Origin of the sequence: Actinoplanes sp. M2I2 (assembly GCF_023544445.1) — a bacterium.
In the GTDB taxonomy this organism is placed as follows: domain Bacteria; phylum Actinomycetota; class Actinomycetes; order Mycobacteriales; family Micromonosporaceae; genus Actinoplanes.
In genome coordinates this window covers 1-25,443 of sequence record NZ_JALPVJ010000001.1, presented here as the reverse complement: position 1 = coordinate 25,443, position 25,443 = coordinate 1, and the positions used below count along the sequence as shown (strand labels likewise).

The following is a 25,443-nucleotide window of genomic DNA, read 5'->3' as shown; positions in this document are numbered from 1 at the left end:
TTCCCACCGAACGGCCGATTGCCGCGGCCGGGCCCACCGACCTTGGCCTCGCCGATGCGTCGCTCTCCTTGCCATTCGATCGGGACCTACCGATTTCATGATCGAACCGATCACTGCGCAAGATCCATATTGCACCATCGAATTGATTGATGACGATTGCTATTCTCCGCATTGACCGGTGGATGACCTCGACGCTGACCTCAGGTCGGAGAAATGTATCGATCCGTGACGTCACGCCCCAGGAACCACGGCGACGGCGACGGCCCTGATCCACCCGATCGCAACGACCCTCCGGATCCACCCGACCGCAGTGATCCACCGCCTGGCGGCGATGAAGGAAGTATCGGCGGAGGCCAGAACGCCGTGCATCGAAGAGCCGCACTCGGACGAGCGGATCCGAGCGCGCAAGGCGGGTCAAGCAGCGGCACCACTGATTCGCCTAGCTCCCAAACTGCGGAAGACGCATGCTCAGCGCCGCTTTGAGGACCTACGATCAGCTTGGCCCGGAACCTCCGCGGATCAATCTCGCGCAGAACGATCACGACAACAGCACGGCACACACGATCGCCCGGCACGGTCCTGATGTTCCGCTCCGTCGAGATCCCGATGTGCAGACCATCGAGGGACGCATCTATAAGGACACGGGCTGGAGAAGACCGGAGAACCAGTCGTTTCGATGGGACAGCCCGGCTGTCATGACGCGAGAGATCAACAGGTACGTCCGGCAGAACTGGGAAGCCATCCGCAGTGATCTAGCTCTGGGTGGGCGGCACGAGGACTACTTCACGTCCGACAATCGAGTGGGCGAAGGATTTCTCAACGGCGGCATGTACGGGACCGGGCCACGCCAAGCGCACTACATGGTGACGAAACTGATGCTCATCAGGATCGAGCTCGTTCCGAACTCCGATCCGGCGAAGGCCTTTGTCGTGAGCGCTTTTCCAGCCGGGATACTACGGTGAGGCCCATGGACACCTCCCGGCTTCCGGAGCCGCTGCGGGCGCGAATCGCTGAGCGTGAGGCGCGCCCGGCCATGGAGAAGGCGCGCTCGCTCCTGCGAAGCTACGTCGTTGACACAGACGGCACAGATGAGATCCGAGAGCAGCTCCTCGCAACAGCGCGCTACAACACCTACTACCTTCGCCAAGAGGTGGCCGCGCTCGAAGAGATCCTCACCGCCGATCTTCCGCAAGGAACGCTGTTCCTCCTGGTCTCCGTCGACGGAGGCTGGCCGCTCGATCACGATCCGACTGATGACGGTGCGACGGTGTTTCTCGGGGAGTTGGCCGGGTGGGTTCATGCCGCGATCGACCAGGCCGAACAAGAACGTACAGATCGATGATTGACGTGGCGCGGTAGAAAGAAGTGGTGACCGAGCCTCTCTTGGATCCGGACAGTTCGCGGGAGTACCTGCGGGACTGGAAGGGGCGTGTCGATCGGGCCGCGGCCACCGCTCAGGCCCTGAGCGAGCGCCTCGAGGGGCTGCGGATCAGTGCCGCCGACGGGAACGGGCTGGTCGAGGTGACCATCGACTCGAGTGGGGTGCTTGTCTCGGTGGCGTTCACCGAGCGGATCCAGCGGGTTGCGCCCGAGGCCGTGTCCCGGGCTGTGATGACCGCGCTGGGGATCGCCCGGCGGGAGGCGGCCGAGATCAGCCGGCGGATCATCGACGAGACGATGGGGCCGGGGTCCACGGCGGGACGCGTGATCGAGGAACAGGTCCTGCGGCAGTTGCGGGGGACGGCGGATGAGTGACGGGTTCCAGGTCGACGCGGGGCAGATCCGGGCGCACGCCGCCAAGGTCGACGCGATCCAGCAGCGGTTCGCGGCGGTGAAGGCGGCGAGCACGGCCATCGTTCAGGACGACGCCGCGTACGGGATGCTCTGCGGATGGATGGCCGGCATTCTCGAGGCCCGGCACGCCAAGCAGGACGAGCTCTACGCGTACGTCGAGGAGAACTTGCGCCTCGCGTCGGACGCGCTTCTGCGGACGAGCCAGGATTACGAGGTCGCCGACGATGCCGCGGCCGAGCGGCTGCGGAAGGCCGGTGGGCTGCCATGACCAACCTGATCGCCGTCGCCTCGACCGGGCCGGGCACGTCGGGCGCCTCGTTGGTCGACAGCTTCCAGGGGTTGCAGCAGTCGATCGCGGGCGGCGGCTGGGTCGATCAGGCGCTGGCCGGTGGGGCGTTCGCCCTGGAGGCCGGCGCGGCGGTGCTCGACCCGTTCGGCACGTTGCTGGCGAACGGGCTGGGCTGGGCGATGGAGTACTTCGAGCCGTTGCGTGAGGTCCTCGACAAGCTGGCCGGCATCCCCGCACGCGTGGCCGCGCACGCCGCGACCTGGGAGAACATGGGCCGCGAACTGGCCGCGATGGCCGGTGATCTGCAGGGCGCCCTGGCCGCGGACGTGCCGGACTGGACCGGGCCGGCCGCGCTGACCTACCAGAGCCTGATGGCCAACAACGTCGACGCCCTCGGCGGGTTGTCGTCGCTGGCCACGACGATGTCGTCAGCGACGCAGGCGGCGGGCAACCTGGTCATGTTCACCCGGGATCTCGTACGGGATCTGATCGCCGACCTCGTGGCCCGGGTGATCGTGTGGGCGGCCGAGGCGTTGCTGGTCGTGACCATCCCGATCGTCGCCGCGCAGATCGCGTCGGCGGTGGTCAAGTGGGCCGGTCGCATCCTCGGCTACACAATGGCGCTGGTCACGAGCCTCACCAACCTGAGCCGCCTCGTGAACGGGTGATCCCGTCACTCCGCCGTGTGAGGCCGGTCGTCACTTCGCCGGGTGACCGTGTCATGGTTCGCTGGTGAAGGATCATCACCAGGGGCCGGCTTACCTGGACGAGATGCGCGTGCTGATGGGGCAGGTGGTGTCGGCCGCCGACGCCTCGATCCCGGCCGCCTCGATCATGGCGGCGTTGCACGACCATCTGGAGACCGAGGAGTTCGCGACCAGTCTCTACCTGGTCTGGGGCTGCCTGGGCGAGAGTGCGTGGGAGCCGGAGCGGGCGGCCGACGCCGCCCGGGAGTGGCTGGCCCTCGACCACGGCGATCGCGAGGCCGTACGCCTCTATTACGACCACTGGCTGTTCGACGTCTGCGGCTACCAGAGACCGTGAGAAACAAGCGGCCACAAATAGACCGTGAGAAACAAGCGGCCACAAGAAGGCCGTGAGAAAGTTCCGTCACGGGCCGGCCCGGCGCGGGGCGCAACCGCGCCGATCCCTCGCCGGCCCGCGACGGACGTCTCTCACACCGGCTGCAGGGCCGGCTCCACCGAGGTCCACTGGGCCGACTCGGCCGACCGGCTCACCGCGTCCAGGACGAGCTGCACCTGCAGCGCGTCGGCGAACGACGGAGTCGGCTGCTGACCGGTGGCGATCGCCTCGATCAGGTCGCGGACCTCGTGGGTGAAGGTGTGCTCGTAGCCGATGCCGTGGCCGGGCGGCCACCACGCCGCGATGTACGGGTGGTCGGCCTCGGTGACCAGGATCCGGCTGAAGCCCTGCTCGCTGCTGGGCCGCGTGCCGTCGTAGTACTCGAGTTCGTTGAGCCGCTCGAAGTCGAACGCCAGCGAGCCGAGTGAGCCGTTCAGCTCGACGCGCAGTGCGTTCTTGCGGCCGGTGGCGAACCGCGTGGCCTCGTACGTGCCGATCGCTCCCCCGTCGAGGCGGGCCAGGAACAGGGCCGCGTCGTCGACCGTCACGTCGCCCAGACCGTTCCCGTCGGCCGAGGCCGAGAGGCCGGACGAGGCGCCGGGCAGCGGCCGCTGCTTGACGAACGTCTCGGTCAGCGCCGACACCGAGCTGATCGACTGCCCGGTGACGAACTGGGTCAGGTCGATGATGTGGGCGCCGATGTCGCCCAGCGCGCCCGAGCCGGCCAGCTCCTTGCGCAGACGCCAGACCAGCGGGAACTCCGGGTCGATGATCCAGTCCTGGAGGTAGCTGGCCCGGACGTGGCGGATCGTGCCGATGCGGCCGTCCTCGACGAACTTGCGCATCAGCGCCACCGCCGGCACCCGGCGGTAGTTGAAGGCGCACATCGCCCGTACCCCGGAAGCCGCCGCCTTGGCCGCGGCCGCCGCCATCTCCCGCGCCTCAGCCACCGAGTTGGCCAGGGGCTTCTCGCACATCACGTGCTTGCCCGCGGCCAGGGCAGCCAGCGCGATCTCGGCGTGGGTGTCACCCGGGGTGCAGATGTCGATCAGGTCGATGTCGTCCCGATCGATCAGCGTGCGCCAGTCGGTGGTGTGCTCGGCCCAGCCGAGTTTCGCGGCGGCGGCCGCCACCCCTTCCGGGGAACGGCCGCTCACCGCGGTCATCCGTGCCGACAGCGGCAGATCGAAAGCGTGGTTGACGGTGCGCCACGCCAGCGAGTGTGTGGCGCCCATGAACGCGTAGCCGACCATGCCGACCCGCAGCTGCTCCGACATCGAATCTCCTCTGTGTGGAAAGCCCAGCTCAGAAGCCGAGCTTGGCGTACTGCGCGGCGTTGTCCTTGGTGATCGTCTCGGAGGTGAGAGTGATGTCCGTCGGCACCTGCAGCTCGACCAGGTCACTCATACCCTTGCCCTGCCCGATCAGCCGGGCCAGCGAGATGGCCGAGGAGGCCATGGACGGGCTGTACGTCACGGTCGCCTTGAGAACGGAGTCGTCCTTGGTGATCGCGTCGATGGCCTGCTTCGAGCCCGCGCCGCCGACCATGAAGAACTCGCTGCGGTTGGTCTGCTTGATCGCAGCCAGCACGCCGATGCCCTGGTCGTCGTCGTGGTTCCAGAGCGCGTCCATCTTGGGCAGCGCCTGCAGCAGAGCGGTCGCGGCGGCCTGGCCGGAGTCGGCGGTGAACTCCGCCGGGCGCCGGTTGGCGACCTTGAAGCCGTACTGGGCCAGGGCGGCCTTGAAGCCCTCGCTGCGCTCCTGGGTGAGCTCGAGCGAGTCGATGCCGGGGATCTCGCCGATGATCGGGTTGGCGGCGTTCTTGGCCTTGAGCTGCTCGCCGATGTAGTGGCCGGCGGCCAGCCCCATGCCGTAGTTGTCGCCCTTGATCTGCAGCCGGTAGGCCGCCCGCGAAGGGAACGCCCGGTCGAGGTTGATGACCGGGATGCCGGCCCGCATCGCCTCGAGGCCGGCCGCGTCGAGCTCCTTGCCGTCGGCCGGCAGCATCACGATCACGTTCGGCTTCTGCGCGACGAGCGTCGAGATCGCGGCGCGCTGGGCGGCCGCGTCGGCGCCCGACTCGACGGCCTTGAACTCCACGTCCTGGTACGCCGCGGCCTGGGCCTTGGCGTTGTTGGTGATGGCGGCGAGCCAGCCGTGGTCGGCGGCGGGGGCCGAGAAGCCGATGACGACCTTCGCACCGGCCGCCGCGTTCGGGTTGGCGCTCGCGTCGGTGTTGGTGTTCACCTGCGCGTTGTTGTCGGGCTCGTTGCTCGTGCAGGCGGTCAGGAGGGCGCCGGCACCGACGGCCGCGCCGCCGAACAGAATGCGCCTACGGGACAAAGCGGACATGAATCCTCCCAAGGGGGTACCCGGTCGAGCGGATCCGGGCGAAAGAGATCAGCGCTTGAACAGTTGCGTGAGGGATTTGTAGCGGAACTGCTGGATCAGGACGGCGGCCACGATGATCGCGCCCTTCACCATGTTCTGGACCTCGGTGGAGAGGTTATTGATGGCGAACAGGTTGGTGATGGTGGAGAAGACCAGCACCCCGAAGAGGGCGCCGACGATGGTGCCGCGGCCACCGCTGAGCAGCGTGCCACCGATGATCGCGGCGGCGATCGCGTCCAGTTCGTACAGGTTCGCCATGGCGGCCTGGGCACTGGTCGCCTGCGACGTCAGCATGATCGCGCCGATGCCGCAGCAGAGGCCGGAGAGCGCGTAGAGCAGCATCGTGTGCCGCTTGACGTTGATGCCGGCCAGCCGGGCCGCCTCGGGGTTGCCGCCGACCGCGACCGTGCGCCGGCCGAAGGTGGTGCGGTTGAGCAGCACCCAGCCGGCGGCCACGACCAGGCCGAGAATCCAGACCAGCAGCGGGATGCCGAGCAGCCGCGTGCTGGCCAGGTCGTTGATGAAGGTGTTGGCCGAGATCTGCGTCTGCTTGCCGGAGATCTGGGCGGCCAGGCCCCGGGCGGCGACCAGCATCGCCAGCGTGGCGATGAAGGGCACCAATTTCCCGTACGAGATCAGCACTCCGTTGACGAGGCCGACCGCGATGCCGACGATCAGCGCCGTGAAGATCATGCCGCCGGCGCCGTAGCTCTGGGTCGCGAGCGTCGTGGCCCAGACACCGGCGAGCGCGATGATCGCGCCGACGGACAGGTCGATGCCGCCCCCGATGATCACGAAGGTCATGCCGACCGTGACCACGCCGATGGCCGACGCCTGCTGCAGGATCGTCAGGAAGTTGTTCTTGACCCAGGTCGGGTCGCTGTAGAGGTCGGGCTTGGTGATGATGCCGACGACGATCAGGAGGACCAGCACGCCGACGAGGCCCAGATTACGCAGGACCCCCTCGTCGATCTTCCGGCGTTCCTGCTTGGCGGGCGCCACAGGGGGCGCCGTCTGGGTAGTCATGCTGGCTCCCCTTCCAGAATGGACTCAGTGGTGAGCGACCCCGCCATGACGAGGTCGAGAACGGTGTCCTCGTCGATCTCGTCGGCCGGGGACTCTCGGATGATCCGGCCCTCGCGCATCACCAGCACCCGGTCGGCCAGACCGAGCACCTCGGGCACCTCGCTGGAGACCAGCAGCACCCCGACACCGCGGGCGGCCAGGTCGTGGATGACCTGGTAGAGCTCGGCCCGGGCACCCACGTCGACGCCGCGGGTGGGCTCGTCGAGCAGCAGCAGCCGGGTGTCCTCGAGCAGCCACCGGCCGACCACGACCTTCTGCTGGTTGCCGCCCGAAAGCGTGCGGATCGGGCGGTTGACGTCCCGTGGCCGCAGTTCGAGCGCTTCGGCCGTCTTCTCGGCGGCCCGGCGTTCGCCGCCGACGTCGGTGAAACCGGCCTTGGCGAAGCCGGAGAACGACGCGAGCGTCATGTTCTTGTAGACCGGCTCGTCGAGCAGCAGCGCCTGGCTCTTGCGCTCCTCGGGAGCCATGCCCATGCCCTTGCGGACGGCGCTGCCGACGCTGGTGATCCGCTTGCCGTCGAGCTTGACGGTGCCGGCATCCGCGCGGCGGGCGCCGAAGATCGTCTCGAGCAGCTCGGAGCGGCCCGACCCGACCAGGCCGGCGATGCCGACGATCTCGCCGGGCGCGACGGTGAGGTTGGCGTCGGCGAACTCGCCGGTGCGGCTGAGCCCCTCGACGACCAGCAGCGGGTCACGCTGCTCGGCCGGACGGCGCGGCGGGAAGACGTACTCGATGGTCCGCCCGGTCATGCGGCTCACCAGGTCGCGGGTGGGCGTGGTGCGGGCCGGCAGGTTGGCCGCGGTGGTGCGGCCGTCCTTGAGCACGGTGACCCGGTCGCCGATCTCGCGGATCTCCTCGAGGCGGTGGGAGATGTAGATGACGGCGATGCCCTGGGCCGTCAGCTCCCGGATGATGCGGAACAGGTTTTCCACCTCGTCATGAGCGAGCACAGCGCTGGGCTCGTCCATGACGATCAGCCGGGCGTCGTGCGAAAGCGCACGGGCCATGCTGACGACCTGCTTGCCGGCGGCGGGCAACGAACGCACCGCCTGCCCCGGCGGGATCTCGGCGTGGCCGAGACGGGACAGGATCTCCCGCGTCCGCTGGGCCGTGGACCGCCGCCGGGTGAAGCCGAGGCGGGTGTCCTCGTGGCCCAGGAACGCGTTCTCGGCGACCGAGAGGTCGTCGACGAGGTCGAGCTCCTGATAGATCGTGGCGATGCCGGCCCGCATGGCGGCCTGCGGCGTGGCCGGTGCGAAGGGCTCGCCCAGCCAGGTGATCTCGCCGCCGTCGGCGTGGTGCACGCCGGCCAGCACCTTGATCAGCGTGGACTTGCCCGCGCCGTTCTGGCCGAGCAGACAGTGCACCTCACCGGCACGCACTTCCAGCTGTACGCCGTCGAGGGCGCGGACGCCCGGGAAGGTCTTGACCACATCGGTCAGGCGCAGGACCACGTCACCGGGGCCGTCGCCTTGGTTGTCGGCCGGCGGGGCCGGCACCTGCTCATCGATCTTGAGGGCGGTGGACGCGTCGGCCGAAGCGCCGTCGCGAGGGGAAGGAATGGTCATCATGCCTGCTCGAAAGCCGTGTCGCTGGCCAGCACGGCGGCGCCTGTGACGCCGGCCCGGCTGCCCAGCTCCGAAAGGACAACGGGGAGGTTGCCGGTGGCCAGGGGCAGCGACCGGCGGTAGACCACACTGCGGATCTCGGCGAGCAGCACGTGGCCCAGCAGCGCCAGACCGCCGCCGATGACGATCATCGAAGGGTTGGAGAAGGACACCAGCGTGGCCAGCACGCCGCCGACGCGGCGGCCGCCCTCACGAATCAGGCGGATACAGGTGACGTCGCCCTCGGCGGCGCCGTCGGCGACATCACGGGCGGTGATGGCGACGACCGGCTCGGGGCGGTCGTCGTCCGGTTCGCCGCCGGCCGAGTTCTCGGCGGCGGCCTGATTGGCGGCGGCCTGGTACGCCGCGAGGCGCTCGGCCAGCGCCGGGGACTCGCCCGAGCGGGCCGCCGCGAGCGCCTCCCGGGCCAGGGCGGACCCGCTGAACAAAGCCTCGAGGCAGCCGGCGTTGCCGCACGAGCAGACCGGCCCGTTGGGGTCGACCTGGATGTGGCCGATGTCGCCCGCGCAGCCGTCGACCCCGCGATAGACCGCGCCGCCCAGGTGGATGCCGCAGCCGATGCCTGTGCCGATCTTGACGAACAGGAAATCGTCGACCGAGTGGGCGACGCCGCCGTGCCGTTCGCCGATCGCCATGATGTTGACGTCGTTGTCGACCACGGCCGGGCACCCGTGTTCCCGGGCGAGAAGCTCGCGGACGGGATAGCGGTCCCACCCCGGCATGATCGGCGGCGACACCGGGACACCGTCGCGGTAGCTGACCGGACCGGGAACGCCGATGCCGACCGCGTCGAGCCGGTCGAAGGCGCCGTCGGTGCGCGCCTTGTGCAGAAGTTCGTTGACCCGTTGCAGTATGTGACGCGGGCCGGACCGGATGTCGGCCGGCTCGCGGTAGGTCGCCACCGGCTCGAGCCGGCCGTTGGTCACCTCGATGTCGATCGAGCTGGCGCCCAGATCGACCGCGGCGAACCGCAGGCGCGGGTGCAGCTCGACGAGCGTCGAACGGCGCCCGCCACGCGACGCCGCCATGCCCGCTTCGGCGATCAGACCGGCCGCGACGAGACGCTCGACCTCGGCCAGCAAACGCGGCCGGGTCAGCTCGAGACGGTCCCCCAGCTCGGCGCGGGACACTGGTCCCTCGTCGCGCAGCAGGCGCAGGACCCGCAGGTGGGGAGCATCGGCCACGTGCACGAAAGACCTCCGGAGACGCTTAACACCGGGGTAACCCCTCGGTGTTGTGCCCGTCACAGTAGGCACGTTGTGCCTCCGGAGTCCATACCTTCTCGAAGATCAATCCTAACTTTTGTCTATTGGAGCAAAAGTTCGGTTCGTTACCGGTCGTTGACCTCACTCTGCTTTGTCCGTCGCGACCCACCGGCGGGCACACGAGAAGACCCCCGGCCGAGAGTGCCGGCCGGGGGTCTTTCGTCGCGGGTCAGTTCGTACTCAGGCCCTGTTCGCTGCCTTTTTTGAGCTTGCGGTCGTCCCGCAGCTCGAGGAACGGCTCGTCCGACGGGTCGTGGCCGGCCGCGATGGCGCGCCCCCGCTCCAGCTCGGCGTCGAGCTCGGCGCCGAGCAGGATCGCGATGTTCGAGATCCAGAGCCAGACCAGGAAGGCGATGACGCCACCCAGGGTCCCGTACGTCTTGCTGTAGTTGGCGAAGTTGGCCAGGTAGATCGCGAACGCGCCCGACGCGACCAGCCACAGCAGGACGGCGAAGATGCCGCCCGGGCTGACCCAGCGGAAGCCGCCGGTCTTGGCGTTCGGCGAGGCCCAGTAGAGGATCGCGAACATCAGGCTGACCAGCAGGATCAGCACGGGCCACTTGGCGATGCTCCACACCGTCACGGCCACGCCGCCGAGCCCGATCTGCTCACCGACGACCCGGGCGAGGTCCCCGGTGAAGATGACGATCACGGCCGAGAGGATGAGCATGATGCCGATCACCGCGGTCACGCCGACCCGGATCGGCAGCGTCTTCCAGATCGGGCGACCCTCCGGCACGTCGTAGACGGCGTTCGAGGCGCGCATGAAAGCGGCCACGTAACCGGAGGCCGACCAGAACGCCAGCACCAGACCGATGATCGCGGCGAAGCCGGCCGTGCCGGTGTCCTTGACCTGGCTCAGGACGGTGTTGACCAGCTCTTCGATCTGCTGGTTGTTGGCGATCTCGCCGACCGTGTCCTGCACCGTCTGCTGGCCGTTGTCGCTGAGCAGACCGAGGATCGACACCAGAACCAGCGCGCCGGGGAAGATCGACAGCACGCCGTAGTAGGTCAGGGCGGCCGCCCAGTCGGAGATGTTGTCCTCGGAGAACTGCTTGAACGTCCGCTTCACGGCGGCGAACAAGCCCTTGCCCTTGAGCTCGGCCGGGCTGTCCGGACCGGCATCGGGCGACGGCGCGGACAGGTCGTTCGCCTTGTCCTCGCCCGTGCGCGTGCTGGATGCGGCAGCCACGTCGTAGTCCTTCTGACCCTTCGACCGGGCTCGCTCAGCGTCGGGCGAGGCGGTCGCCTTCTCGTCGTCGTGCTTGTGACCCAACTTCATCGTCTTCCTCCGGCGCCCAGCGTGCTCGTTGTGGGTCGTCCTGCCGCCGCCACAGCCCCGCCACGTGCATCAACGACCCGTAGAGGTGATGCCCGCCACCGGGCCGGCTTAACCAACTTCCCCTGCCCCAATCACCCGCCGTGACCGGAAAGGCCTCGCGAGTGCGGGAAACGCCGAAACGTCGGCCGGCCGCCGGATGACCGTCGGGTGACCGTCGGATGACCGGGGTTTGCCGGCCGGGGCCGACGGTATCCGGATCGTCGTTCCCCAGGTAGGGGCCGACATCATGATCAGGAGGATCGATGTCTCGAAGCAGAATCGGCCGCTGGGCCACCCCGCTGAGCGCCGCCGCCCTCGCCACCGCGGTGGTCGCGGCGATCAACCCCTTGCCGAGCGCGGTCGCGGGCGGCGCGGGTCAGGATCGCGGTACGGCACGCAACGTCATCTTCATGGTCGGCGACGGGATGGCCGCCGCTCACCGGGAGGCAGCCCGCCTCCACCTCACCGGTCTGACCGGAAAACTCGCCATGGACAGCCTGCCCCAGACCGGTCTGATGACCACGACCCCCGACGACCCGGAGGCCGTCGTGACCGACTCGGCCGCCGCGGCCAGCGCGTGGGCGACCGGCCGGCGCACCTTCAACGGCGCGATCAGCGTCGACCCCGCCGGCAACCCGCTGCCGACGCTGGGCGCGCGGGCCAAGGCGGCCGGCAAGCGGACCGGGTTGGTGACCACGGCGCAGGTCACCGACGCGACTCCGGCCGCCTTCTACGCCAACACCCCCGACCGGGCCCGGCAGGACGACATCGCCCGGCAATACCTGCAGGTCAGCAAGCCGGACGTCATCCTCGGCGGCGGCGAGGACTGGTGGCTTCCGGCCGGCACGCCCGGCGCCCATCCCGACCAGCCGCCGGCCGACCCGTCCGAGGGCAGCCGGGGCACCCAGGGGAACCTGATCCAGCAGGCCCGGCGGGCCGGCTACACCTACGTGACCGACCGGCAGCAGCTCACGGCCGCGCCCGAGCGGGACCGGCTGCTCGGGCTGTTCAGCAACGAGGAGATGTTCCAGCAGCGGCCGGAGGGCGAGGGCGACGTCTATGCGCCGGTGGTGGACCTGCCCACGATGACCCGGACCGCGCTCGATCACCTCGACGACAGCCGCAACGGCTTCTTCCTGCTGGTCGAGGAGGAGGCCGTCGACGAGTTCGCGCACAACAACAACGGCACTCGCATGCTGCAGGCCATGGCCGCGCTGGACCGCACCGTGGCGCTGGTCCGCTCCTACGTCGCGAAGCACCCGGACACGCTGCTCATCGTGGTCGGCGATCACGAGTGCGGCGGCCTGACCATCGAGGACGTCGACGACGAGGACGAGTCGGGCACCGGCGAATCGGCCGAGGACGGGCCCTTCACGGTCAAGGGCAGCGACAAGACCTTCGTCATGGACTGGACCACGACCAGCCACACGGGCACGCCGCTGCCGCTGACCGCCAGTGGGCCGGGGGCTGACCGGCTGGCGGGCACCTTCCCCAACACCTATGTGCACGACGTGCTGGAGCCGGCGCTGACCCGTCGGTGACACCGCCCGGGGCCGGTCCCGTCGGTCACGGCCGGCCCCCGGCGCGGCTCACCCGAGCGGTTGATCATTTGCAGAGTTGTTTGGCCATGCGGCGGCCGGCGATGGTCAGGCCGGCGGCCAGCAGCGCCAGAAGGTACAGGACGTCGACCAGCTGCAACCAGCCGAGCGTGCCGGTGCTCAGCGCCCGGACGAGGTCGACCGAGCGATAGAGCGGCGTCACCTCGATCAGCCAGCGCAGCACGTCGGGATAGGCCGTCGGCGGGACGAACGTGCCCGAGAAGAGGAACAGCGCGAACTGGCCGCCGGCGATGAGGTCGAAGTCCTGCCAGCTGCGGATGATCGTGGAGACCGCCATGCCGAGCGCGCCGAAGGCCAGGCCGACCAGGAACGTCGCGGGCAGCATGACGACGGCCCGGGCCCACGTGGTCAGGCCCATCAGGGTCATGATGACCACGAAGGCCGCCGAATAGATCACGCCGCGGACCATCGCCCAGGCCAGCTCGCCCAGCGCGATCTCGATCGGCCGCACCGGCGTGGCCAGGATGCCCTCGTAGAGCCGGACGAACTTCATCTTGCCGAAGAAGTTGAACGTCGTCTCGGACAGCGCGCCGGTCATCGCCGAGGCCGCGAGCATGGCCGGGGCCACGAACTCGGCGTAGCCGACCACCTCGCCCCCGGGCAGCGTGATGTCGCCGATCAGCGCGCCCACCCCGACGCCGATCGAGAGCAGGTAGAGGACCGGCTCGAGGAAGCCCGAGATCATCACCACCCAGTAGGCCGACCGCAGCGTCGCGATGTTGCGTTCGGTCACCGAGGCGGCCCGCCGGCCCGTCCCCTCGAACGAGATCAGCCGGGGCATCACCAGCGTCACCATGCTCAGATCACCAGCCTGCGACGGAAGCGGGAGTGGGCGAGGAGGAAGCCGGCGGCACACCAGGCCACCAGACAGGCCGCGTGGACCAGGCCCATCCAGCCGGGGGCGGTGCCGAGGGTCGCGTCACGGCTGAGCTCGACGCCGTGCCACAGCGGAAAGGCGTACGCCACCCAGCGCAGCACCTCGGGCAGCGACTCGACCGGGAAGAAGACGCCGGAGAAGAGCGACATCGGCAGCACCGCGAACCGCATCAGGATGATCAGGTAGCTGTCGCTGGTGATGCCGGCCGCGTAGGCCACGGTGGGCGCGGCCACGGCCAGCCCGACGACCAGCGAGACGACCAGCGTGAGCGGGGCCCACCAGGAGTGCAGCGTGCCGAAGGCGGCCGCCACGGCCAGGAACGCCGTCGACGTGACCAGGACGCGGAACAGCATGAAGGCGAGGTGGCCGCCGAGGATGTCGACCACCCGCAACGGCGCCGCGGCCTGCGCGAAATAGACCTTGATCCACTCGAAGTAGCTCAGCACCGGCCAGGTGGCCTCGCCGACCGCCGCCTGCAACGCCGTGGACGCGATGAGCCCGGGCACGATCCAGTCGAGGTAGGGCACGCCGTCGACCCCGGACGAGACGTAAGCCCCCACGCCGACCCCGAAGCCGAGCACGGTCAGCAGCGGCATGACCAGCGTCGACAGGGCGCTGGACTGCCAGGTGCGGCGGTAGTTGACCAGGTGATACTCGAGGACGGAGAGCGCGGCGGCCATGTCAGTCCACCAGCGTCCGGCCGGTGAGGTGCAGGAAGACGTCCTCGAGACCGGACCGCCGCACGAGCACCCCGGCCGGGCTCAGCGAGCGCCGCTGCACCTCGGCCGTCGCCGCGTCGCCGTCGGCCACGTAGAGCAGGATGCGGTCGGGCAGCACCTCGAGCCGTTCGCCGATGCCGGCCAGCTTGTCGGCGTACGCCTCCTGCCCCGCGGTGTCGAAGCGGAGCTCGACCACCTCGCGGGTCGAGTACCGCTCGATCAGCGTCCGCGGCGAGCCCTCGGCGACGATGCGGCCGCCGTCCATCACCACGAGCCGGTCGCAGAGCTGCTCGGCCTCGTCCATGTAGTGCGTCGTCAGCACCAGCGTGACGCCCTGCTGCTTGAGCCGGAACAACCGCTCCCACACCAGGTGGCGGGCCTGCGGGTCGAGGCCCGTGGTGGGCTCGTCGAGCAGCACGATCTCGGGCTGGTTGACCAGTGCCCGGGCGATGGTCAGCCGTCGTCTCATGCCGCCGGAGAGCGGCTCGACCTTGCTGTCGGCCCGCTCGGTCAGCTGGACGAACTCGATCAGCTCGTCGGCGCGGCGGCGGGCCTCCTTGCGCGCGATGCCGAAGAAGCGCGCGTAGGTCGTGAGGTTTTCCCGCACGGTCAGCTCGAGGTCGAGGTTGTCGAGCTGGGGGCAGACCCCGAGCTTGGCCCGGATGCGCGGGCCGTCGCGCCGCGGATCGAGACCGAGGATCTCGAGGACGCCGGCGGTCGGTGGGGACACGCACCCGATCATGCGCATGGTCGAGCTCTTACCCGCGCCGTTGGGCCCGAGGAAGCCGAACGCCTCGCCGCGGCGCACGTCGACGTCGATGCCGTCGACCGCGGTGAAGTCGCCGAACCGCTTGATCAGGCCACGCGCGTGGATGAGGGAGCCCTCGGCCGGGTGAAGGGTGGTGCCCGTCGATCCGGTGGCGGGGTGGTTGGTTGGGTCCACGCTGACGACCCTAGAGACGGGGTACGACAGAAACGACCGGAATTCAGTCCGGCGCGGCCATCGTGCTCCGCGCCGTCGCCACGAGCTGATCGGTCAGCTCGGTGACGGCGGGCAGCTCCACCGGGGTACCCGAGTCGTAGCGGACCGCCCAGGTGAGGCCGTTGCGGCCGGCGACCCGGCGCCCGACGACCCGCACCCCGCCCGCGCCGGACGGCAGCGGGTGGTGGGTCGTGTAGGCCACCGACTTGGTCACCCGGGTGCGTACCTGGTCGGGCAGGTCGCCCGGCGAGAGCAGCAGGAACGTCAGGACCGGCCCGTCGACGAAGACGGTGTAGTCCTCGCGCTCCTCGGCGATCTCGGCCGGCGTGATCCGCAGCTCGCGGCCCGACCAACCCGCCTTGTGGATGTCGTGCCAGCCCAGGAAGGCCGGCGAGCCGGGCAGCCAGAGGCCGTGGTTGGTCGCCACGACCGCCTGGTCGTCGGAGACCAGCGCCCACGCCACCACGCGCTCGTCGGGAGAGAGCCGCGGCTTGAGCGCCGCCGGGAGGGACGGTCGTCGCCGAAGGAAGTTCACAGTCCACCTGCCGCTTGTTCGCGCAGAGCGCGCGCCTGCTGTTCGAGCGAGAAGAGCTCACCGGCCAGGGCCAGATAAGCGTCCTTGTTGGCCACCGGGTTCATCCGCTGCACCTTGGACTTGAGATCGCGGATCCGGGTGGTCACCGCGCCCCACTGCAGCCGGGCCAGCGTCTTGCGGACGTAGATCGGGTCGACCGCGCCGTCGACGCGCAACGGCTCGACCGCCAGCTCGGAGATGAGACCCTGCCCGGCCAGGTCGGTGCAGGTGTCGCGCACCTTTTCGATCCACACGACACCGCCCGACGACACCGACGACGCGCCGCCGGCGCCGTCGACCGCCACCCGGATGGCCTGATAGACCGGGTCGGCGTAGTTGTCGGCGCCGACCACGTCGAACATCGGGCCGGCCAGGACCGGTTCCTGCAGAGCCAGCTTGAGGGCCTCGCGTTCGACGAGCCGCTGCGGGGCCTCGACGGCCGGTCGCACCGGCGCACCGGACGACGAGGAGGCGGCGTCGCCGCGCATGGCCGAGTTCACGGCGCGCTGCACCGGTTCGAGGTCCATCCCGAGGTCGCCCGCGAGCTTACGGGCGTACTCGGGGCGCTTCTCCCGGTCTTTGATCTTGGCGACCAGCGGGGCGGTGCGGCGCATCGCCTCGACCCGGCCCTCGACGGTGTCGAGGTCGAACCGCTTGAGCGTCTGGCGCAGCGCGAAGTCGACCAGGGGCTCCCGCCCGGCGATCATGTCGCGCACGGCCAGGTCGCCGCGGGCCAGGCGCAGCTCGCACGGGTCCATGTTGCCCGGGCTGACCGCGATGAACGTGCGCCCGACGAAGCGCTGGTCCTCCTCGAAGGCCCGCAGCGCCGCCTTCTGCCCGGCGGCGTCGCCGTCGAAGGTGTAGATGATCTCGCCGGTGAAGCTGTCGCTGTCCATCAGCAGCCGCCGCAGCACCCCGATGTGGTCGACCCCGAACGCCGTGCCGCAGGTGGCGACGGCGGTCGGCTCGCCGGCCTCGTGGCAGGCCATCACATCGGTGTAGCCCTCGACGATCACCGCCCGGCCGCGCTTGGCGATCTCGCGCTTGGCGTGGTCGATGCCGTAGAGCACGTGCGACTTCTTGTAGAGCGGCGTCTCGGGGGTGTTCAGGTATTTCGGGCCGTCGTCGTCGTCGAACAGCTTGCGCGCGCCGAAACCGATCACGTCGCCGGACAGGTCGCGGATCGGCCACAGCAGCCGGCGCCGGAACCGGTCGATCAGCGAGCCCGAGCGGGCCGGCTTGGTCAGTCCGGCGCTGTTGAGCTCCTCGGCGGTGAAGCCCTTCTGCCGCAGGTGCTTGGCCAGCGCGTCCCACGAGTCGGGGGCGAAACCGCAGCCGTACCGCTCGGCCGCGTCGCGCCCGAAGCCACGCTGGGCCAGGAACTCGCGGGCCTTGCGGGCGCCCGGGGTGCCGAGCTGGTCGCGGTAGAAGTCGGCCGCGGCGAGGTTGGCCGCGAGCAGCCGCTGCCGCTGCCCGGTCTGGGGCCGGGGGGCGCTGGGCGAGGTGTCGGTCTCGTACCGGAGCTGGATGGCGGACCGCGACGCCAGCCGCTCGATCGACTCGATGAACGACAGGTGCTCGGCGTCCATCAGGAACTTGATGGCGTCGCCGCCCTGCCCGCACCCGTGGCAGTAATAGACGCCGCGGGCCGGCGCGACGGTGAACGACGGAGTCTTCTCGTCGTGGAAGGGACACAGTCCCTTGAGGTTGCCGCCGCCCGCGGGACGCAGCGTCACCGACTCGCTGATGATGTCGGCGATCGACGTGCGGTCGCGGACGAGCGCGATGTCTTCGTCCTTGACCCGGCCTGCCACGGCATACATCCTGCCTCGCCTCAGGCCCGGGCTGCCACCAGGGTGCCGTGCCAGGTCACCGCGGCCGTGTCGGTGAGCGAAGCCACCTGGTCGATCACCACGCGCAACGCCTCGGCATCACTGCCGGCCGCCTCGAAGAGCGGGCCGAAGACCGGGTCCAGGGCCGAGGGCGTCCGCAACAGCGCCTCCACCAGCTCGATCAGGATCACGCGCTGCTGTTCGTACCAGCCTTCGGCCGCCCGGGTACGCATCACGTAGCGCAACGCCATGCCCTTGAGCAGCGCACATTGATTACGGACGGTGCGCGGCACGATCAGGTCGGCGTCGTAGCGGCGCACCGGCTCGGTCCCGTACCGGCTCTGCGTCGCGCCCACCGCCGAGGCGACGAAACGGCCGGTCAGCACGCTGGTCATCCGTTTGAGCGCGACCTGGGTGCGGTAGCTGCCGTCGTATCGGGCGACCTCGCTCACCACCGGGTCGGCCAGCAGGTGATCGAGGGCGGCGGCCAGCTCGCCGGCCGGCTCGTCGGAGTAGGTGGCGGCGACGTCGGCACAGAGGGCGTCCCGCTCGGCCTGGTCGTCGAGCAGCGGTCGCAGCCTGAGGTATCCGCCGTGCACCCCGTCCTCGACGTCGTGCACGGAGTAGGCCACGTCGTCGGCCCAGTCCATGACCTGCGCCTCGAGGCAGCGCCGCTCGCCCAGCCCGGGCGGCCTCACCCAGTCGAAGACCGGGTGGTCGTCGGCGTACACCCCGAACTTGCGCCGTCCGGGCTCGAGCGGCCACGGGTACTTGCAGGTCGCGTCGAGCGACGCCCGGGTCAGGTTGAGCCCGGCCCCGGGCACCTTGGCCTCGAGCCGGGTGAGTACGCGCAGGGTCTGGGCGTTGCCCTCGAACCCGCCGCACGACTCGGCGACCTGGTGCAGCGCGTGCTCGCCGTTGTGGCCGAACGGCGGGTGACCCAGGTCGTGGGCGAGACCGGCGACGTCGACCACGTCGGGGTCGCAGCCGAGGCGCTCGCCCATCTCGCGGGCGATCTGCGCCACCTCGAGCGAGTGGGTCAGGCGGGTGCGCAGGAAGTCGTCCGAGCCCGCGGTGTGCACCTGGGTCTTGGCGGCGAGCCGGCGGAACCCGGCGGAGTGCAGCACCCGGGCCCGGTCGCGCTGATAGGGCGTCCGTCCGTAGCCGCTGTCCTTGGCCGGCTCGGGGATCCACCGCTGGGCCTCGAACGCCGTCATGGGATCAACCCTATGCGGGCGCGGTGACGGGCGGACCGGCTATCCGCGCTTCGAGGACAGCACGCAGAACTCGTTGCCCTCGGGGTCGGCCAGCACCACCCAGCTCACGTCGCCCTGACCGACGTCGACGTGCCGGGCGCCCATGTCGACCAGCCGCTCGACCTCGGCCTCCTGGTCGTCCGGGCGCAGGTCGATGTGCAGCCGGTTCTTCACCGTCTTGGTGTCCGGGCACACACCGAAGAGCAGGCCGGGCAGCTCGTCGCGGCTGCGGCGGATCTCCACCTCGTCGGGCTGCTCGTGCACGATGACGTAGCCGAGCGCCTCGGCCCACCAGCGGGCCAGCCGCGCGGGGTCCTCCGCGTCGACGACGATCTGCTCCCATTGGCTCGGCATACACGGTCCCTTCATCGAGAAGTGGCGATCATGTTACGCCGCCATGCCGATTGTGCCTTGCCCGAAACGGCGCACTGACGGTCCGCCGCGATGCTCCTCGATGCCGCCGAGGATGTCATCGTGATTCCAGGTTCCAAGGCCACCGCGAGCCTGCGGCGCCAGCTGACCGAACTGGGCGAGTCGGCCCGTACCGGCGCGCTGCACGTCGGCGGACGTCCGGGCGGCGTCCTCTATCTGGTGGCCGGCCGCATCGCGTACGCCGAGACGCCCGCCTGCCCCGGCCTGGGCGAACGCCTGGTCGCGTCGGGCCGGGTCGCCGCCGCGGCCTGGCGCACGGTGCTGGCCGAGGGCCGCGGAGCCCACCGGGTCGGCCGCCTGCTGATGCGCGACGGCCTGATCGGGCAGAACGAGCTGGCCTCGCGGGTGGTGGCGACCATCGCCGACGCGACCCACGAACTGCTCCAGTCGATCGAGGCGCCGGTCCGGTTCGTGCCCGGCGAACGGCATTGGCTGGGCCCGGTGCGGGGCGTCGATCTCGGTTCGCTCGGGCACGTCACCGCCCGCCGCCTGCGGATCGGCCGCGGCGGCGGGCCCTTCCGGCCCGGCCACGCTCCCCGGCCGCCGACCATGACGCACAGCGGGTGCGACTGACCGACTTCCCCCGGACGGAGGATGGCCCACGGTGACGGCGGTACGACGGTGAGCGTCGCGTCGCCCGAACCGACCGGAGGCACGCCGGTGGCCGCGGCAACGACGCACGGCCCGGGCGGAAGCAGCGCAGCGCTGAGGAGAGATGTGCCCGGCGTCGACCACTGTCTACAGGAGGCCATGGCGATCCCTGGCGCTGTCGGCGCCAGCATCGTCGACTACACCACCGGCTTCCCGGTCGCCACGACGGGAGCCGCACCCAATTCCGACCACGAGGCCGCGGCGGCCGGCACGGCCGACGTGGTGCAGGCCGCGAACAGCCGCGCGCTGTTCGTCTCGGCCGTTCCGCACGACCTGCTCGAAGACCTGATCATCACCACCTCCGGCGGCTACCACCTGCTGCGGATGGTGCGAACCGACTTCGACAGCCGGCTGGTGCTCTACGTCTGGCTGGACCGGGGGCTGGGGAACCTCGCGGTGGCCCGCCGCCGCATGCAGAAGCTCGCCGACGAACTCGTCGCTTCGTAACAACGTTCGCTGAAAGCCGGGGATGGGAGCTTGACCGTGACAGCCGCGAAGACCGCCGCGCCGGGGCGCCTGCTCAAGCAGGTGGCCGGCGAGCGGCAGACCGGCGTGCTGGTGGTCGGCGGCAACCCGGGCGGCGCCGTCTACGTCCTCGAGGGGCGGGTCATCTACGCCGAGTCGCCGGCCGCGCCCGGCGTCGGCGAGTTGCTCACCACGTCGGGCCGGCTGGCCGCGCGGACCTGGCAGAACGCGCTCGACCTGGGCACCTCGACCGCCCGGGTGGGACGGCTGCTGGTCGAGCAGGGCCATCTCACCCAGGGCGAGCTGGAACTGTGCGTGCTGGGCGCGATCTACGACGCGGCCTACTTCGCGCTCTCCCCCGGCTCCGCGCCGGTCGAGTTCCTGGCCGGGGCCACGCACTGGCTCGGCCCGGTCGTGCACGTCGATCCGGCCGCGGTCGACCGGGAGGTGAGCCGCCGGGTGCGCCTGCTCGACGAGATCTTCCCGGACGGCCGGGTGGACACGGCCGCGGTGGCCCCCGTGCCGCGCCCGCCGCGCGAACGGGTGACGCTCACGTCGCCGCAGTGGGAGCTGCTGGTGAACGCGGACGGCCAGCGCACCCCGGCCGACCTGGCCCTGTTGCTGGGCCGGGCCGGCTACGCCACGGTCCAGGAGCTGCGCCGGATGGCGGCGATGGGCCTGCTCGAGCTGCCCGAGGTACGGACCGAGGGCCCCGAGTTCGTGCGGTTGCCCCGGGAGCGGGGCCCGGCGGTCGACGTCCGGCGCCCCGTGGTGCGGCCGGACGACGCGCCGACCGTGCCGGTGGTCGCGGGCGCCCGGGCGGCCGCCTCGGTCCCCGCGCCGGCCGTCGTCGCCCCACCGCCGCCCGCCTCGGACGCACCCCCGGCGCCGGACCCGCCCCGGCACTCGCTCGCCGAGGAGAGCGGCGCCAACCAGATGGTCTACCGGCCGGGCCGGCTGGCCCGCCGCAAACCCGGGGCCAGGCTGCCCAAGGAGGTCGCCGGCGAACCCCCGCCGGAGCATCCGGGCACCGACGAAGTGCTGCTCAAGCGCATCCGCACCGCATTGCGGGCCTTGCGGTGACCCGCGCACCCCCGTACGGAGAGGAGAGACCGAGGATGACCGTGGATCCGGCAGTGCTCGAGGAGCTCGACCGCCTGCGCGGCCGGCTGCACGAGCTCGCCGGCAGCGTGCTCGCCACCACCGACGGGCTGGTGGTCGCGCACGACGCGCACGACATCGAACCGGACAGCATCGCCGCGCTGGCCGCCGCGCACCTGGCGCTCGCTCGCCGCTTCGCGCACGCCGTGAACCACGGCGAGCTGCGCGAATCGGTGGTGGAGTGCGACCGCGGCTACATCACCTCGTACACGGCCGGCCCGAACGCCCTGCTCACCTTGGTCACCTCCGGCGACGCGAACCTCGCCATGGTGCATCTCGAGGCGCGCCGATGCGTACGCCGGCTGGTGCGGATCCTGAGATTGGACAACAAGCCGCTCGCCCGGCCGGAGATCCCGCACCAGCCGGGACCGGCCCCGCTGACGCGCCGCACCCCGATGGCCACCCTGCCGACCAACGCCCGCCGGCGGCAGGCAGCGGGCTGAGAGCCCGCCCCCCATGCGGCACCCGCCGCGTTCGAACGGATCCGCCGGAGGACGGCGGACCGCCATCCCACCGCAACGGAGGACAATTCCATGGCCGACATGGACACCGCACTCAAAGAGATCATGGAGATCGACGGCGCCGTTGGCGTCGCGCTGGTCGACCACACGAGCGGCATGGCCCTCGGCACGGTCGGCGGCGGCAAGGATCTCGACCTGACGGTCGCCGCCGCCGGCAACACCGACGTGGTGCGGGCCAAGCTGCGGGCGATGGAGATGCTCAACATCACGGAGAAGATCGAGGACATCCTCATCACCCTGGACACCCAGTATCACCTGATCCGGCCGCTGACCAGCCGGGCCGGCAAGGGCCTGTTCCTCTACGTGGCGCTGCGCCGCGACCGGTCGAACCTGGCCATGGCCCGGCACCAGCTCAAGCGCATCGAGAACGACATGGACGTCTGACCTTCGACGCGTCGCTTGGTGGGGAGGGCCACGTCGGCCCTCCCCACCGCGTTATCTAGTGTCTTGAGATGTGTCTGTGCCTGGAGTCGTGCGCGACGTCGTCAGCGGCGCGATCGGGTACGAGGCCGGGCTGGACGCCCTGACCGTCGCGCCCGCCGCGGAAGTCGACGCGGCGCTCGGCGCCGCGCTGCGGGAGGCTTTCGACCGGCTCTTCCGGGGCGGGTGGCAGCCGGCCGAGCTGCATCGCGTCGTGGCCCGGCTCGGCGATCCGGTGAAGGCCGGGCTGGTCGCCTCCGGCGCGGCGGCGTACGCGTCGACGTTCGCCGACGTGGATGCGCGCTGGCAGCACCAGGTCGCGTCGCTCCCGCCCGGGCCGTCCCGCCGGCCCGACCGGATCACCCTGCTGGACTCCTCGCTCGGGCTGCTCCGGGAGTTGCGGCAGCTGCCGGCGGTCGAGGTGCTGATCCCGCCGCCGGGCACCCCCGCCTGGACCCGGACCGACCGGACGGACGACCGGATGCTCGAGCGGGTCCGCGCCCTGCTGGCCAAGGCCGAGGCGACCGACTTCCCGGCCGAGGCGGAGGCGTACTCGGCCAAGGCGCAGGAACTGATCGCCCGGCACAGCATCTCCGAGGCGCTGACCAGCGCGAACCGCACCGAGGTGGTGCCGTTCGCGCGACGGATCGGCGTCGATCACCCCTACGAGAGCGAGAAGGCCAGCCTGCTCGACGCGGTGGCCCGGGCCAACCACTGCCACACGGTGTGGTCACCCGAGCTGGGCTTCTCGACGGTCTTCGGCTTCGACGCCGACATCGACGGGGTCGAGCTGCTCTACACCTCGCTGCTGGTGCAGGCCAACCGGGCGATGGCGCGCGACGAGCCGGTCAAGGGCAAGGCCCGGATCAAGGCGTTCCGGCGCAGCTTCCTGGTGGCCTATGCCGTACGCATCGGGCAGCGCCTCTCCTCGGCGACGCGGCACGAGATCGCGCAGCAGACCGCCGATCTGCTCCCGGTGCTGCGCGACCGCGACCTCCAGGTGCGCGAGGCGATGCGGAAGTCCTTCCCGCGTACGGTACGCACGCGCGGCAGCCGCATCGACAGCCTCGAAGGCTGGGAGTCGGGCCGGGCCGCCGCCGACGAGGCGGAACTGCGCTGACAGGTGCGCCCGGCTCGCGCCGCACGGGTCAGCCGCCGCTGTTCTCCATCTCGGCGTCCTCGGGAACGGTGTCGTCGTCGCGGCTGTCGAGCCAGCCGTAGGGCAGCGACACCTTGCCCGGCGCGTTCACCCGCCCGCGCGGCTTGCCCAGCTCGGCGACCGGGAAGGGCTCGCCCGGGTCGAGCTTCTCCAGCAGGTCGTCCAGCTCGGCCAGCGACGAGATCATCGCGAGCCGGCGCCGCAGCTCCCCGCCGATCGGGAAGCCCTTCAGATACCAGGCGACGTGCTTGCGGAAGTCGGCGCAGCCGTGCTTCTCGTCGCCGAGCGCGTCGACCAGCAGCTCCGCGTGCCGCGACATGATCTTGGCGACCTCACCCAGCGCCGGCAGCACCGGCTTGTAGTCGGCGCCCTCGGTGAACGCGGCCTCGAGGTCGGCGAACAGCCACGGCCGGCCCAGGCAGCCGCGCCCGACGACCACGCCGTCGACGCCGGTGTGCTCGACCATCCGCAGCGCGTCGGAGCCCTCCCAGATGTCGCCGTTGCCCAGCACGGGCACGTCGAGCGCCTGCTTGAGGGTGGCGATCGCGTCCCAGTCGGCGTTGCCCGAGTAGCGCTGCTCGGCCGTGCGCGCGTGCAGCGCCACGGCAGCCACGCCGGCCTCCTGCGCGGCCAGGCCCGCTTCGACGTACGTCAGGTGGTCGTCGTCGATGCCCTTGCGCATCTTGATCGTGAGCGGGATGCCGTAGGGCCGCGCCGCCTCGACCGCCTGCCGCACGAGCCGCCCGAAGAGCTTGCGCCGCCACGGCAGGGCCGACCCGCCGCCGCGCCGGGTCACCTTGGGCACCGGGCAGCCGAAGTTCAGGTCGATGTGATCGGCCAGCCCGTCCTCCCCCACCATCCGCACGGCGGCGGCGGTCACGTCCGGGTCGACGCCGTAGAGCTGCAGGCTGCGGAAGTCCTCGTCCTCGGCGAAGGCGATCATCTTGAGCGTCTTGGGGATCCGCTCGACCAGCGCCCGCGTGGTGATCATCTCGCACACGTAGACGCCGCCGCCCTGCTCACGGCAGAGCCGCCGGAAGGCCACATTGGTGATCCCGGCCATCGGAGCGAGCACAACGGGCGGTTTCACGGCGTGATCGCCGAGCAGGAGCGGTGCAGTCACCCCTCGAGGATAGTTGCCCCTTTTCCGTACGCTCATCGGATGGAGGCCCGGAAGCAGAGCGCGTGGAAGAGCAAGTATCTGATCACCGACCGTGGCCGCGAGGTCGCCACGTGGGACAGCTCGGTCTGGAGGAGCGGCGGCGAGCTCACGCTGGACGGCCGCCGGTTCCAGGTCCGGGCCAACGGCTGGGGCAACAAGTACACGATGACCGACGAGACCGGCGCCGTCATCGCCTCGGCCGGTCGCGTGGGCCGCAAACGCTGGACCGTGGAGGCCGACGGCCAGACCTACGAGTTCCGCCGCGCGTCCTTCTGGCGCTCCGAGGAGGAACTGGTCCTGGGCGACACCCGGGTCGGTTCGGTCCGCAAGGCGAGCTTCTGGGGCGGCACCATCGAGGTCGAGCTGCCCACCCTGACCCCGGCCCTGCAGCTCTTCGTCCTGGGCGTAGTCATCAGCAAGTGGGACGCCGAAGCCGCCGCCGCCGCGTCCTGAGCGCCGTGGCCCTAGGGCGTATCTGATGGATCACGTGGGAGTGAGGCGCGGTCCAGGTCGTGGCTGGCGTCGGCCGCAGGGCGGTCCAATACCGGTGTTGTATTGGGCCGTTCTGCGGACGCCGTCAGGCGCGGGCTGGGCCACGCCGCAGCCCCGCGTGATCCATCAGATACGCCCTAGGTGACTGGTGTTAAACGATGACTGCTGCCGGTGTGGCAGGCATCGTTAACCCCGATATCTAGTAGTTTGCTGGGATGACGTTGGGTAAAGCGTCGCAGCAGTTGGATCTTCTTGATCCGGTCA

Annotated in this window: 28 protein-coding genes; 14 read left to right on the top strand and 14 right to left on the bottom strand. The window is 70.4% G+C overall.

Annotated features, from left to right (window positions below):
* Positions 1 to 464: 464 nt before the first annotated feature.
* From HJC40_RS00140 to HJC40_RS00115, 6 genes are all read left to right on the top strand, one after another.
* A complete protein-coding gene (locus tag HJC40_RS00140; RefSeq protein WP_249997456.1) occupies positions 465 to 962 on the top strand; it encodes a hypothetical protein in 498 nt (165 codons plus the stop codon).
* A gap of 5 nt (positions 963 to 967) precedes the next feature.
* The gene (locus HJC40_RS00135) at positions 968 to 1,342 is read left to right on the top strand and encodes a hypothetical protein (RefSeq protein ID WP_249997455.1); all 375 of its coding nucleotides are present in this window, start codon (positions 968 to 970) and stop codon (positions 1,340 to 1,342) included.
* 26 nt (positions 1,343 to 1,368) lie between these two features.
* Entirely contained in the window at positions 1,369 to 1,755 is a 387-nt protein-coding gene (locus HJC40_RS00130; RefSeq protein WP_249997452.1) for a YbaB/EbfC family nucleoid-associated protein, read from the top strand.
* Complete coding sequence (locus tag HJC40_RS00125) at positions 1,748 to 2,062, top strand: type VII secretion target (RefSeq protein ID WP_249997450.1); 315 nt, start codon at positions 1,748 to 1,750, stop codon at positions 2,060 to 2,062. The genes HJC40_RS00130 and HJC40_RS00125 overlap by 8 nt, the downstream gene beginning before the upstream one ends.
* Positions 2,059 to 2,751: a WXG100 family type VII secretion target gene (locus tag HJC40_RS00120; protein ID WP_249997448.1), complete on the top strand. Its 693-nt coding sequence runs from the start codon at positions 2,059 to 2,061 to the stop codon at positions 2,749 to 2,751. The genes HJC40_RS00125 and HJC40_RS00120 overlap by 4 nt, the downstream gene beginning before the upstream one ends.
* A gap of 64 nt (positions 2,752 to 2,815) precedes the next feature.
* Entirely contained in the window at positions 2,816 to 3,127 is a 312-nt protein-coding gene (locus tag HJC40_RS00115) for a hypothetical protein (RefSeq protein ID WP_249997446.1), read from the top strand.
* Between the two features lie 131 nt (positions 3,128 to 3,258).
* Here the strand turns inward: HJC40_RS00115 and HJC40_RS00110 are convergent, their stop codons facing one another.
* The 6 genes from HJC40_RS00110 to HJC40_RS00085 all read right to left on the bottom strand — a co-directional run bounded on the left by HJC40_RS00110 (position 3,259) and on the right by HJC40_RS00085 (position 10,818).
* A complete protein-coding gene (locus HJC40_RS00110; RefSeq protein WP_249997444.1) occupies positions 3,259 to 4,443 on the bottom strand; it encodes a Gfo/Idh/MocA family protein in 1,185 nt (394 codons plus the stop codon).
* A gap of 28 nt (positions 4,444 to 4,471) precedes the next feature.
* On the bottom strand, positions 4,472 to 5,518 hold the full coding sequence (locus HJC40_RS00105) for a substrate-binding domain-containing protein (protein ID WP_249997442.1): 1,047 nt from the start codon (positions 5,516 to 5,518) through the stop codon (positions 4,472 to 4,474).
* A gap of 48 nt (positions 5,519 to 5,566) precedes the next feature.
* A complete protein-coding gene (locus tag HJC40_RS00100) occupies positions 5,567 to 6,583 on the bottom strand; it encodes an ABC transporter permease (protein ID WP_249997440.1) in 1,017 nt (338 codons plus the stop codon).
* Entirely contained in the window at positions 6,580 to 8,211 is a 1,632-nt protein-coding gene (locus HJC40_RS00095) for a sugar ABC transporter ATP-binding protein (protein WP_284042504.1), read from the bottom strand. The genes HJC40_RS00100 and HJC40_RS00095 overlap by 4 nt, the downstream gene beginning before the upstream one ends.
* The gene (locus tag HJC40_RS00090) at positions 8,211 to 9,461 is read right to left on the bottom strand and encodes an ROK family transcriptional regulator (RefSeq protein ID WP_249997438.1); all 1,251 of its coding nucleotides are present in this window, start codon (positions 9,459 to 9,461) and stop codon (positions 8,211 to 8,213) included. The genes HJC40_RS00095 and HJC40_RS00090 overlap by 1 nt, the downstream gene beginning before the upstream one ends.
* 244 nt (positions 9,462 to 9,705) lie before the next feature.
* The gene (locus tag HJC40_RS00085; protein WP_249997436.1) at positions 9,706 to 10,818 is read right to left on the bottom strand and encodes a YihY/virulence factor BrkB family protein; all 1,113 of its coding nucleotides are present in this window, start codon (positions 10,816 to 10,818) and stop codon (positions 9,706 to 9,708) included.
* 302 nt (positions 10,819 to 11,120) lie between these two features.
* Between HJC40_RS00085 and HJC40_RS00080 the strand changes: the two genes are divergently transcribed.
* Positions 11,121 to 12,398: an alkaline phosphatase gene (locus HJC40_RS00080; RefSeq protein ID WP_249997434.1), complete on the top strand. Its 1,278-nt coding sequence runs from the start codon at positions 11,121 to 11,123 to the stop codon at positions 12,396 to 12,398.
* A 64-nt stretch (positions 12,399 to 12,462) separates the two neighbouring features.
* Here the strand turns inward: HJC40_RS00080 and HJC40_RS00075 are convergent, their stop codons facing one another.
* From HJC40_RS00075 to HJC40_RS00045, 7 genes are all read right to left on the bottom strand, one after another.
* Complete coding sequence (locus tag HJC40_RS00075) at positions 12,463 to 13,272, bottom strand: ABC transporter permease (RefSeq protein ID WP_249997432.1); 810 nt, start codon at positions 13,270 to 13,272, stop codon at positions 12,463 to 12,465.
* A gap of 2 nt (positions 13,273 to 13,274) precedes the next feature.
* Positions 13,275 to 14,033, bottom strand: a complete 759-nt coding sequence (locus HJC40_RS00070) for an ABC transporter permease (RefSeq protein ID WP_249997430.1) — start codon at positions 14,031 to 14,033, stop codon at positions 13,275 to 13,277.
* Position 14,034: 1 nt separating this feature from the next.
* On the bottom strand, positions 14,035 to 14,946 hold the full coding sequence (locus HJC40_RS00065) for an ABC transporter ATP-binding protein (RefSeq protein WP_249998188.1): 912 nt from the start codon (positions 14,944 to 14,946) through the stop codon (positions 14,035 to 14,037).
* A 112-nt stretch (positions 14,947 to 15,058) separates the two neighbouring features.
* Complete coding sequence (locus HJC40_RS00060) at positions 15,059 to 15,589, bottom strand: hypothetical protein (protein WP_249997428.1); 531 nt, start codon at positions 15,587 to 15,589, stop codon at positions 15,059 to 15,061.
* A complete protein-coding gene (dnaG, locus tag HJC40_RS00055) occupies positions 15,586 to 17,451 on the bottom strand; it encodes a DNA primase (protein WP_249997426.1) in 1,866 nt (621 codons plus the stop codon). The genes HJC40_RS00060 and dnaG overlap by 4 nt, the downstream gene beginning before the upstream one ends.
* An 11-nt stretch (positions 17,452 to 17,462) precedes the next feature.
* A complete protein-coding gene (locus HJC40_RS00050; protein WP_249997424.1) occupies positions 17,463 to 18,677 on the bottom strand; it encodes a deoxyguanosinetriphosphate triphosphohydrolase in 1,215 nt (404 codons plus the stop codon).
* 39 nt (positions 18,678 to 18,716) lie between these two features.
* Positions 18,717 to 19,070 carry a VOC family protein gene (locus tag HJC40_RS00045; protein WP_249997423.1) on the bottom strand — a complete coding sequence of 118 codons (354 nt, stop codon included), beginning with the start codon at positions 19,068 to 19,070 and terminating at the stop codon, positions 18,717 to 18,719.
* A 120-nt stretch (positions 19,071 to 19,190) separates the two neighbouring features.
* On the opposite strand from HJC40_RS00045, the gene HJC40_RS00040 reads away from it, so the two are divergent.
* The 6 genes from HJC40_RS00040 (at position 19,191) to HJC40_RS00015 (ending at position 23,486) form a co-directional block, all read left to right on the top strand.
* Positions 19,191 to 19,721 carry a DUF4388 domain-containing protein gene (locus tag HJC40_RS00040; RefSeq protein WP_249997420.1) on the top strand — a complete coding sequence of 177 codons (531 nt, stop codon included), beginning with the start codon at positions 19,191 to 19,193 and terminating at the stop codon, positions 19,719 to 19,721.
* 177 nt (positions 19,722 to 19,898) lie between these two features.
* Positions 19,899 to 20,246, top strand: a complete 348-nt coding sequence (locus HJC40_RS00035) for a hypothetical protein (protein ID WP_249997418.1) — start codon at positions 19,899 to 19,901, stop codon at positions 20,244 to 20,246.
* A 36-nt stretch (positions 20,247 to 20,282) separates the two neighbouring features.
* The gene (locus tag HJC40_RS00030) at positions 20,283 to 21,347 is read left to right on the top strand and encodes a DUF4388 domain-containing protein (protein WP_249997417.1); all 1,065 of its coding nucleotides are present in this window, start codon (positions 20,283 to 20,285) and stop codon (positions 21,345 to 21,347) included.
* A 35-nt stretch (positions 21,348 to 21,382) separates the two neighbouring features.
* Positions 21,383 to 21,868, top strand: coding sequence for a roadblock/LC7 domain-containing protein (locus HJC40_RS00025; protein ID WP_249997415.1), 486 nt, complete (start codon positions 21,383 to 21,385; stop codon positions 21,866 to 21,868).
* Positions 21,869 to 21,958: 90 nt separating this feature from the next.
* A complete protein-coding gene (locus HJC40_RS00020; protein WP_202992741.1) occupies positions 21,959 to 22,330 on the top strand; it encodes a hypothetical protein in 372 nt (123 codons plus the stop codon).
* A 70-nt stretch (positions 22,331 to 22,400) separates the two neighbouring features.
* Entirely contained in the window at positions 22,401 to 23,486 is a 1,086-nt protein-coding gene (locus HJC40_RS00015) for a DUF2786 domain-containing protein (RefSeq protein WP_249997413.1), read from the top strand.
* A gap of 28 nt (positions 23,487 to 23,514) precedes the next feature.
* On the opposite strand, the gene dusB is transcribed toward HJC40_RS00015, so the two are convergent.
* Entirely contained in the window at positions 23,515 to 24,684 is a 1,170-nt protein-coding gene (gene dusB / locus HJC40_RS00010) for a tRNA dihydrouridine synthase DusB (protein ID WP_249997411.1), read from the bottom strand.
* A gap of 3 nt (positions 24,685 to 24,687) precedes the next feature.
* On the opposite strand from dusB, the gene HJC40_RS00005 reads away from it, so the two are divergent.
* Positions 24,688 to 25,140 (top strand): hypothetical protein, encoded by a 453-nt coding sequence (locus HJC40_RS00005; protein ID WP_249997410.1) that lies wholly within the window; start codon positions 24,688 to 24,690, stop codon positions 25,138 to 25,140.
* Positions 25,141 to 25,443: the final 303 nt, after the last annotated feature.

What these genes read in the sequence shown, in the direction of transcription:
- HJC40_RS00140 (WP_249997456.1), top strand. Translation starts at nt 465, where the DNA reads ATGCTCAGCGCCGCTTTGAGGACCTACGATCAGCTTGGCCCGGAACCT.
- HJC40_RS00135 (WP_249997455.1), top strand. Translation starts at nt 968, where the DNA reads ATGGACACCTCCCGGCTTCCGGAGCCGCTGCGGGCGCGAATCGCTGAG.
- HJC40_RS00125 (WP_249997450.1), top strand. Translation starts at nt 1,748, where the DNA reads ATGAGTGACGGGTTCCAGGTCGACGCGGGGCAGATCCGGGCGCACGCC.
- HJC40_RS00120 (WP_249997448.1), top strand. Translation starts at nt 2,059, where the DNA reads ATGACCAACCTGATCGCCGTCGCCTCGACCGGGCCGGGCACGTCGGGC.
- HJC40_RS00110 (WP_249997444.1), bottom strand. Translation starts at nt 4,443, where the DNA reads ATGTCGGAGCAGCTGCGGGTCGGCATGGTCGGCTACGCGTTCATGGGC.
- HJC40_RS00105 (WP_249997442.1), bottom strand. Translation starts at nt 5,518, where the DNA reads ATGTCCGCTTTGTCCCGTAGGCGCATTCTGTTCGGCGGCGCGGCCGTC.
- HJC40_RS00100 (WP_249997440.1), bottom strand. Translation starts at nt 6,583, where the DNA reads ATGACTACCCAGACGGCGCCCCCTGTGGCGCCCGCCAAGCAGGAACGC.
- HJC40_RS00095 (WP_284042504.1), bottom strand. Translation starts at nt 8,211, where the DNA reads ATGACCATTCCTTCCCCTCGCGACGGCGCTTCGGCCGACGCGTCCACC.
- HJC40_RS00085 (WP_249997436.1), bottom strand. Translation starts at nt 10,818, where the DNA reads ATGAAGTTGGGTCACAAGCACGACGACGAGAAGGCGACCGCCTCGCCC.
- HJC40_RS00080 (WP_249997434.1), top strand. Translation starts at nt 11,121, where the DNA reads ATGTCTCGAAGCAGAATCGGCCGCTGGGCCACCCCGCTGAGCGCCGCC.
- HJC40_RS00075 (WP_249997432.1), bottom strand. Translation starts at nt 13,272, where the DNA reads ATGGTGACGCTGGTGATGCCCCGGCTGATCTCGTTCGAGGGGACGGGC.
- HJC40_RS00070 (WP_249997430.1), bottom strand. Translation starts at nt 14,033, where the DNA reads ATGGCCGCCGCGCTCTCCGTCCTCGAGTATCACCTGGTCAACTACCGC.
- dnaG (WP_249997426.1), bottom strand. Translation starts at nt 17,451, where the DNA reads ATGTATGCCGTGGCAGGCCGGGTCAAGGACGAAGACATCGCGCTCGTC.
- HJC40_RS00050 (WP_249997424.1), bottom strand. Translation starts at nt 18,677, where the DNA reads ATGACGGCGTTCGAGGCCCAGCGGTGGATCCCCGAGCCGGCCAAGGAC.
- HJC40_RS00045 (WP_249997423.1), bottom strand. Translation starts at nt 19,070, where the DNA reads ATGCCGAGCCAATGGGAGCAGATCGTCGTCGACGCGGAGGACCCCGCG.
- HJC40_RS00035 (WP_249997418.1), top strand. Translation starts at nt 19,899, where the DNA reads ATGGCGATCCCTGGCGCTGTCGGCGCCAGCATCGTCGACTACACCACC.
- HJC40_RS00025 (WP_249997415.1), top strand. Translation starts at nt 21,383, where the DNA reads ATGACCGTGGATCCGGCAGTGCTCGAGGAGCTCGACCGCCTGCGCGGC.
- HJC40_RS00020 (WP_202992741.1), top strand. Translation starts at nt 21,959, where the DNA reads ATGGCCGACATGGACACCGCACTCAAAGAGATCATGGAGATCGACGGC.
- dusB (WP_249997411.1), bottom strand. Translation starts at nt 24,684, where the DNA reads ATGAGCGTACGGAAAAGGGGCAACTATCCTCGAGGGGTGACTGCACCG.
- HJC40_RS00005 (WP_249997410.1), top strand. Translation starts at nt 24,688, where the DNA reads ATGGAGGCCCGGAAGCAGAGCGCGTGGAAGAGCAAGTATCTGATCACC.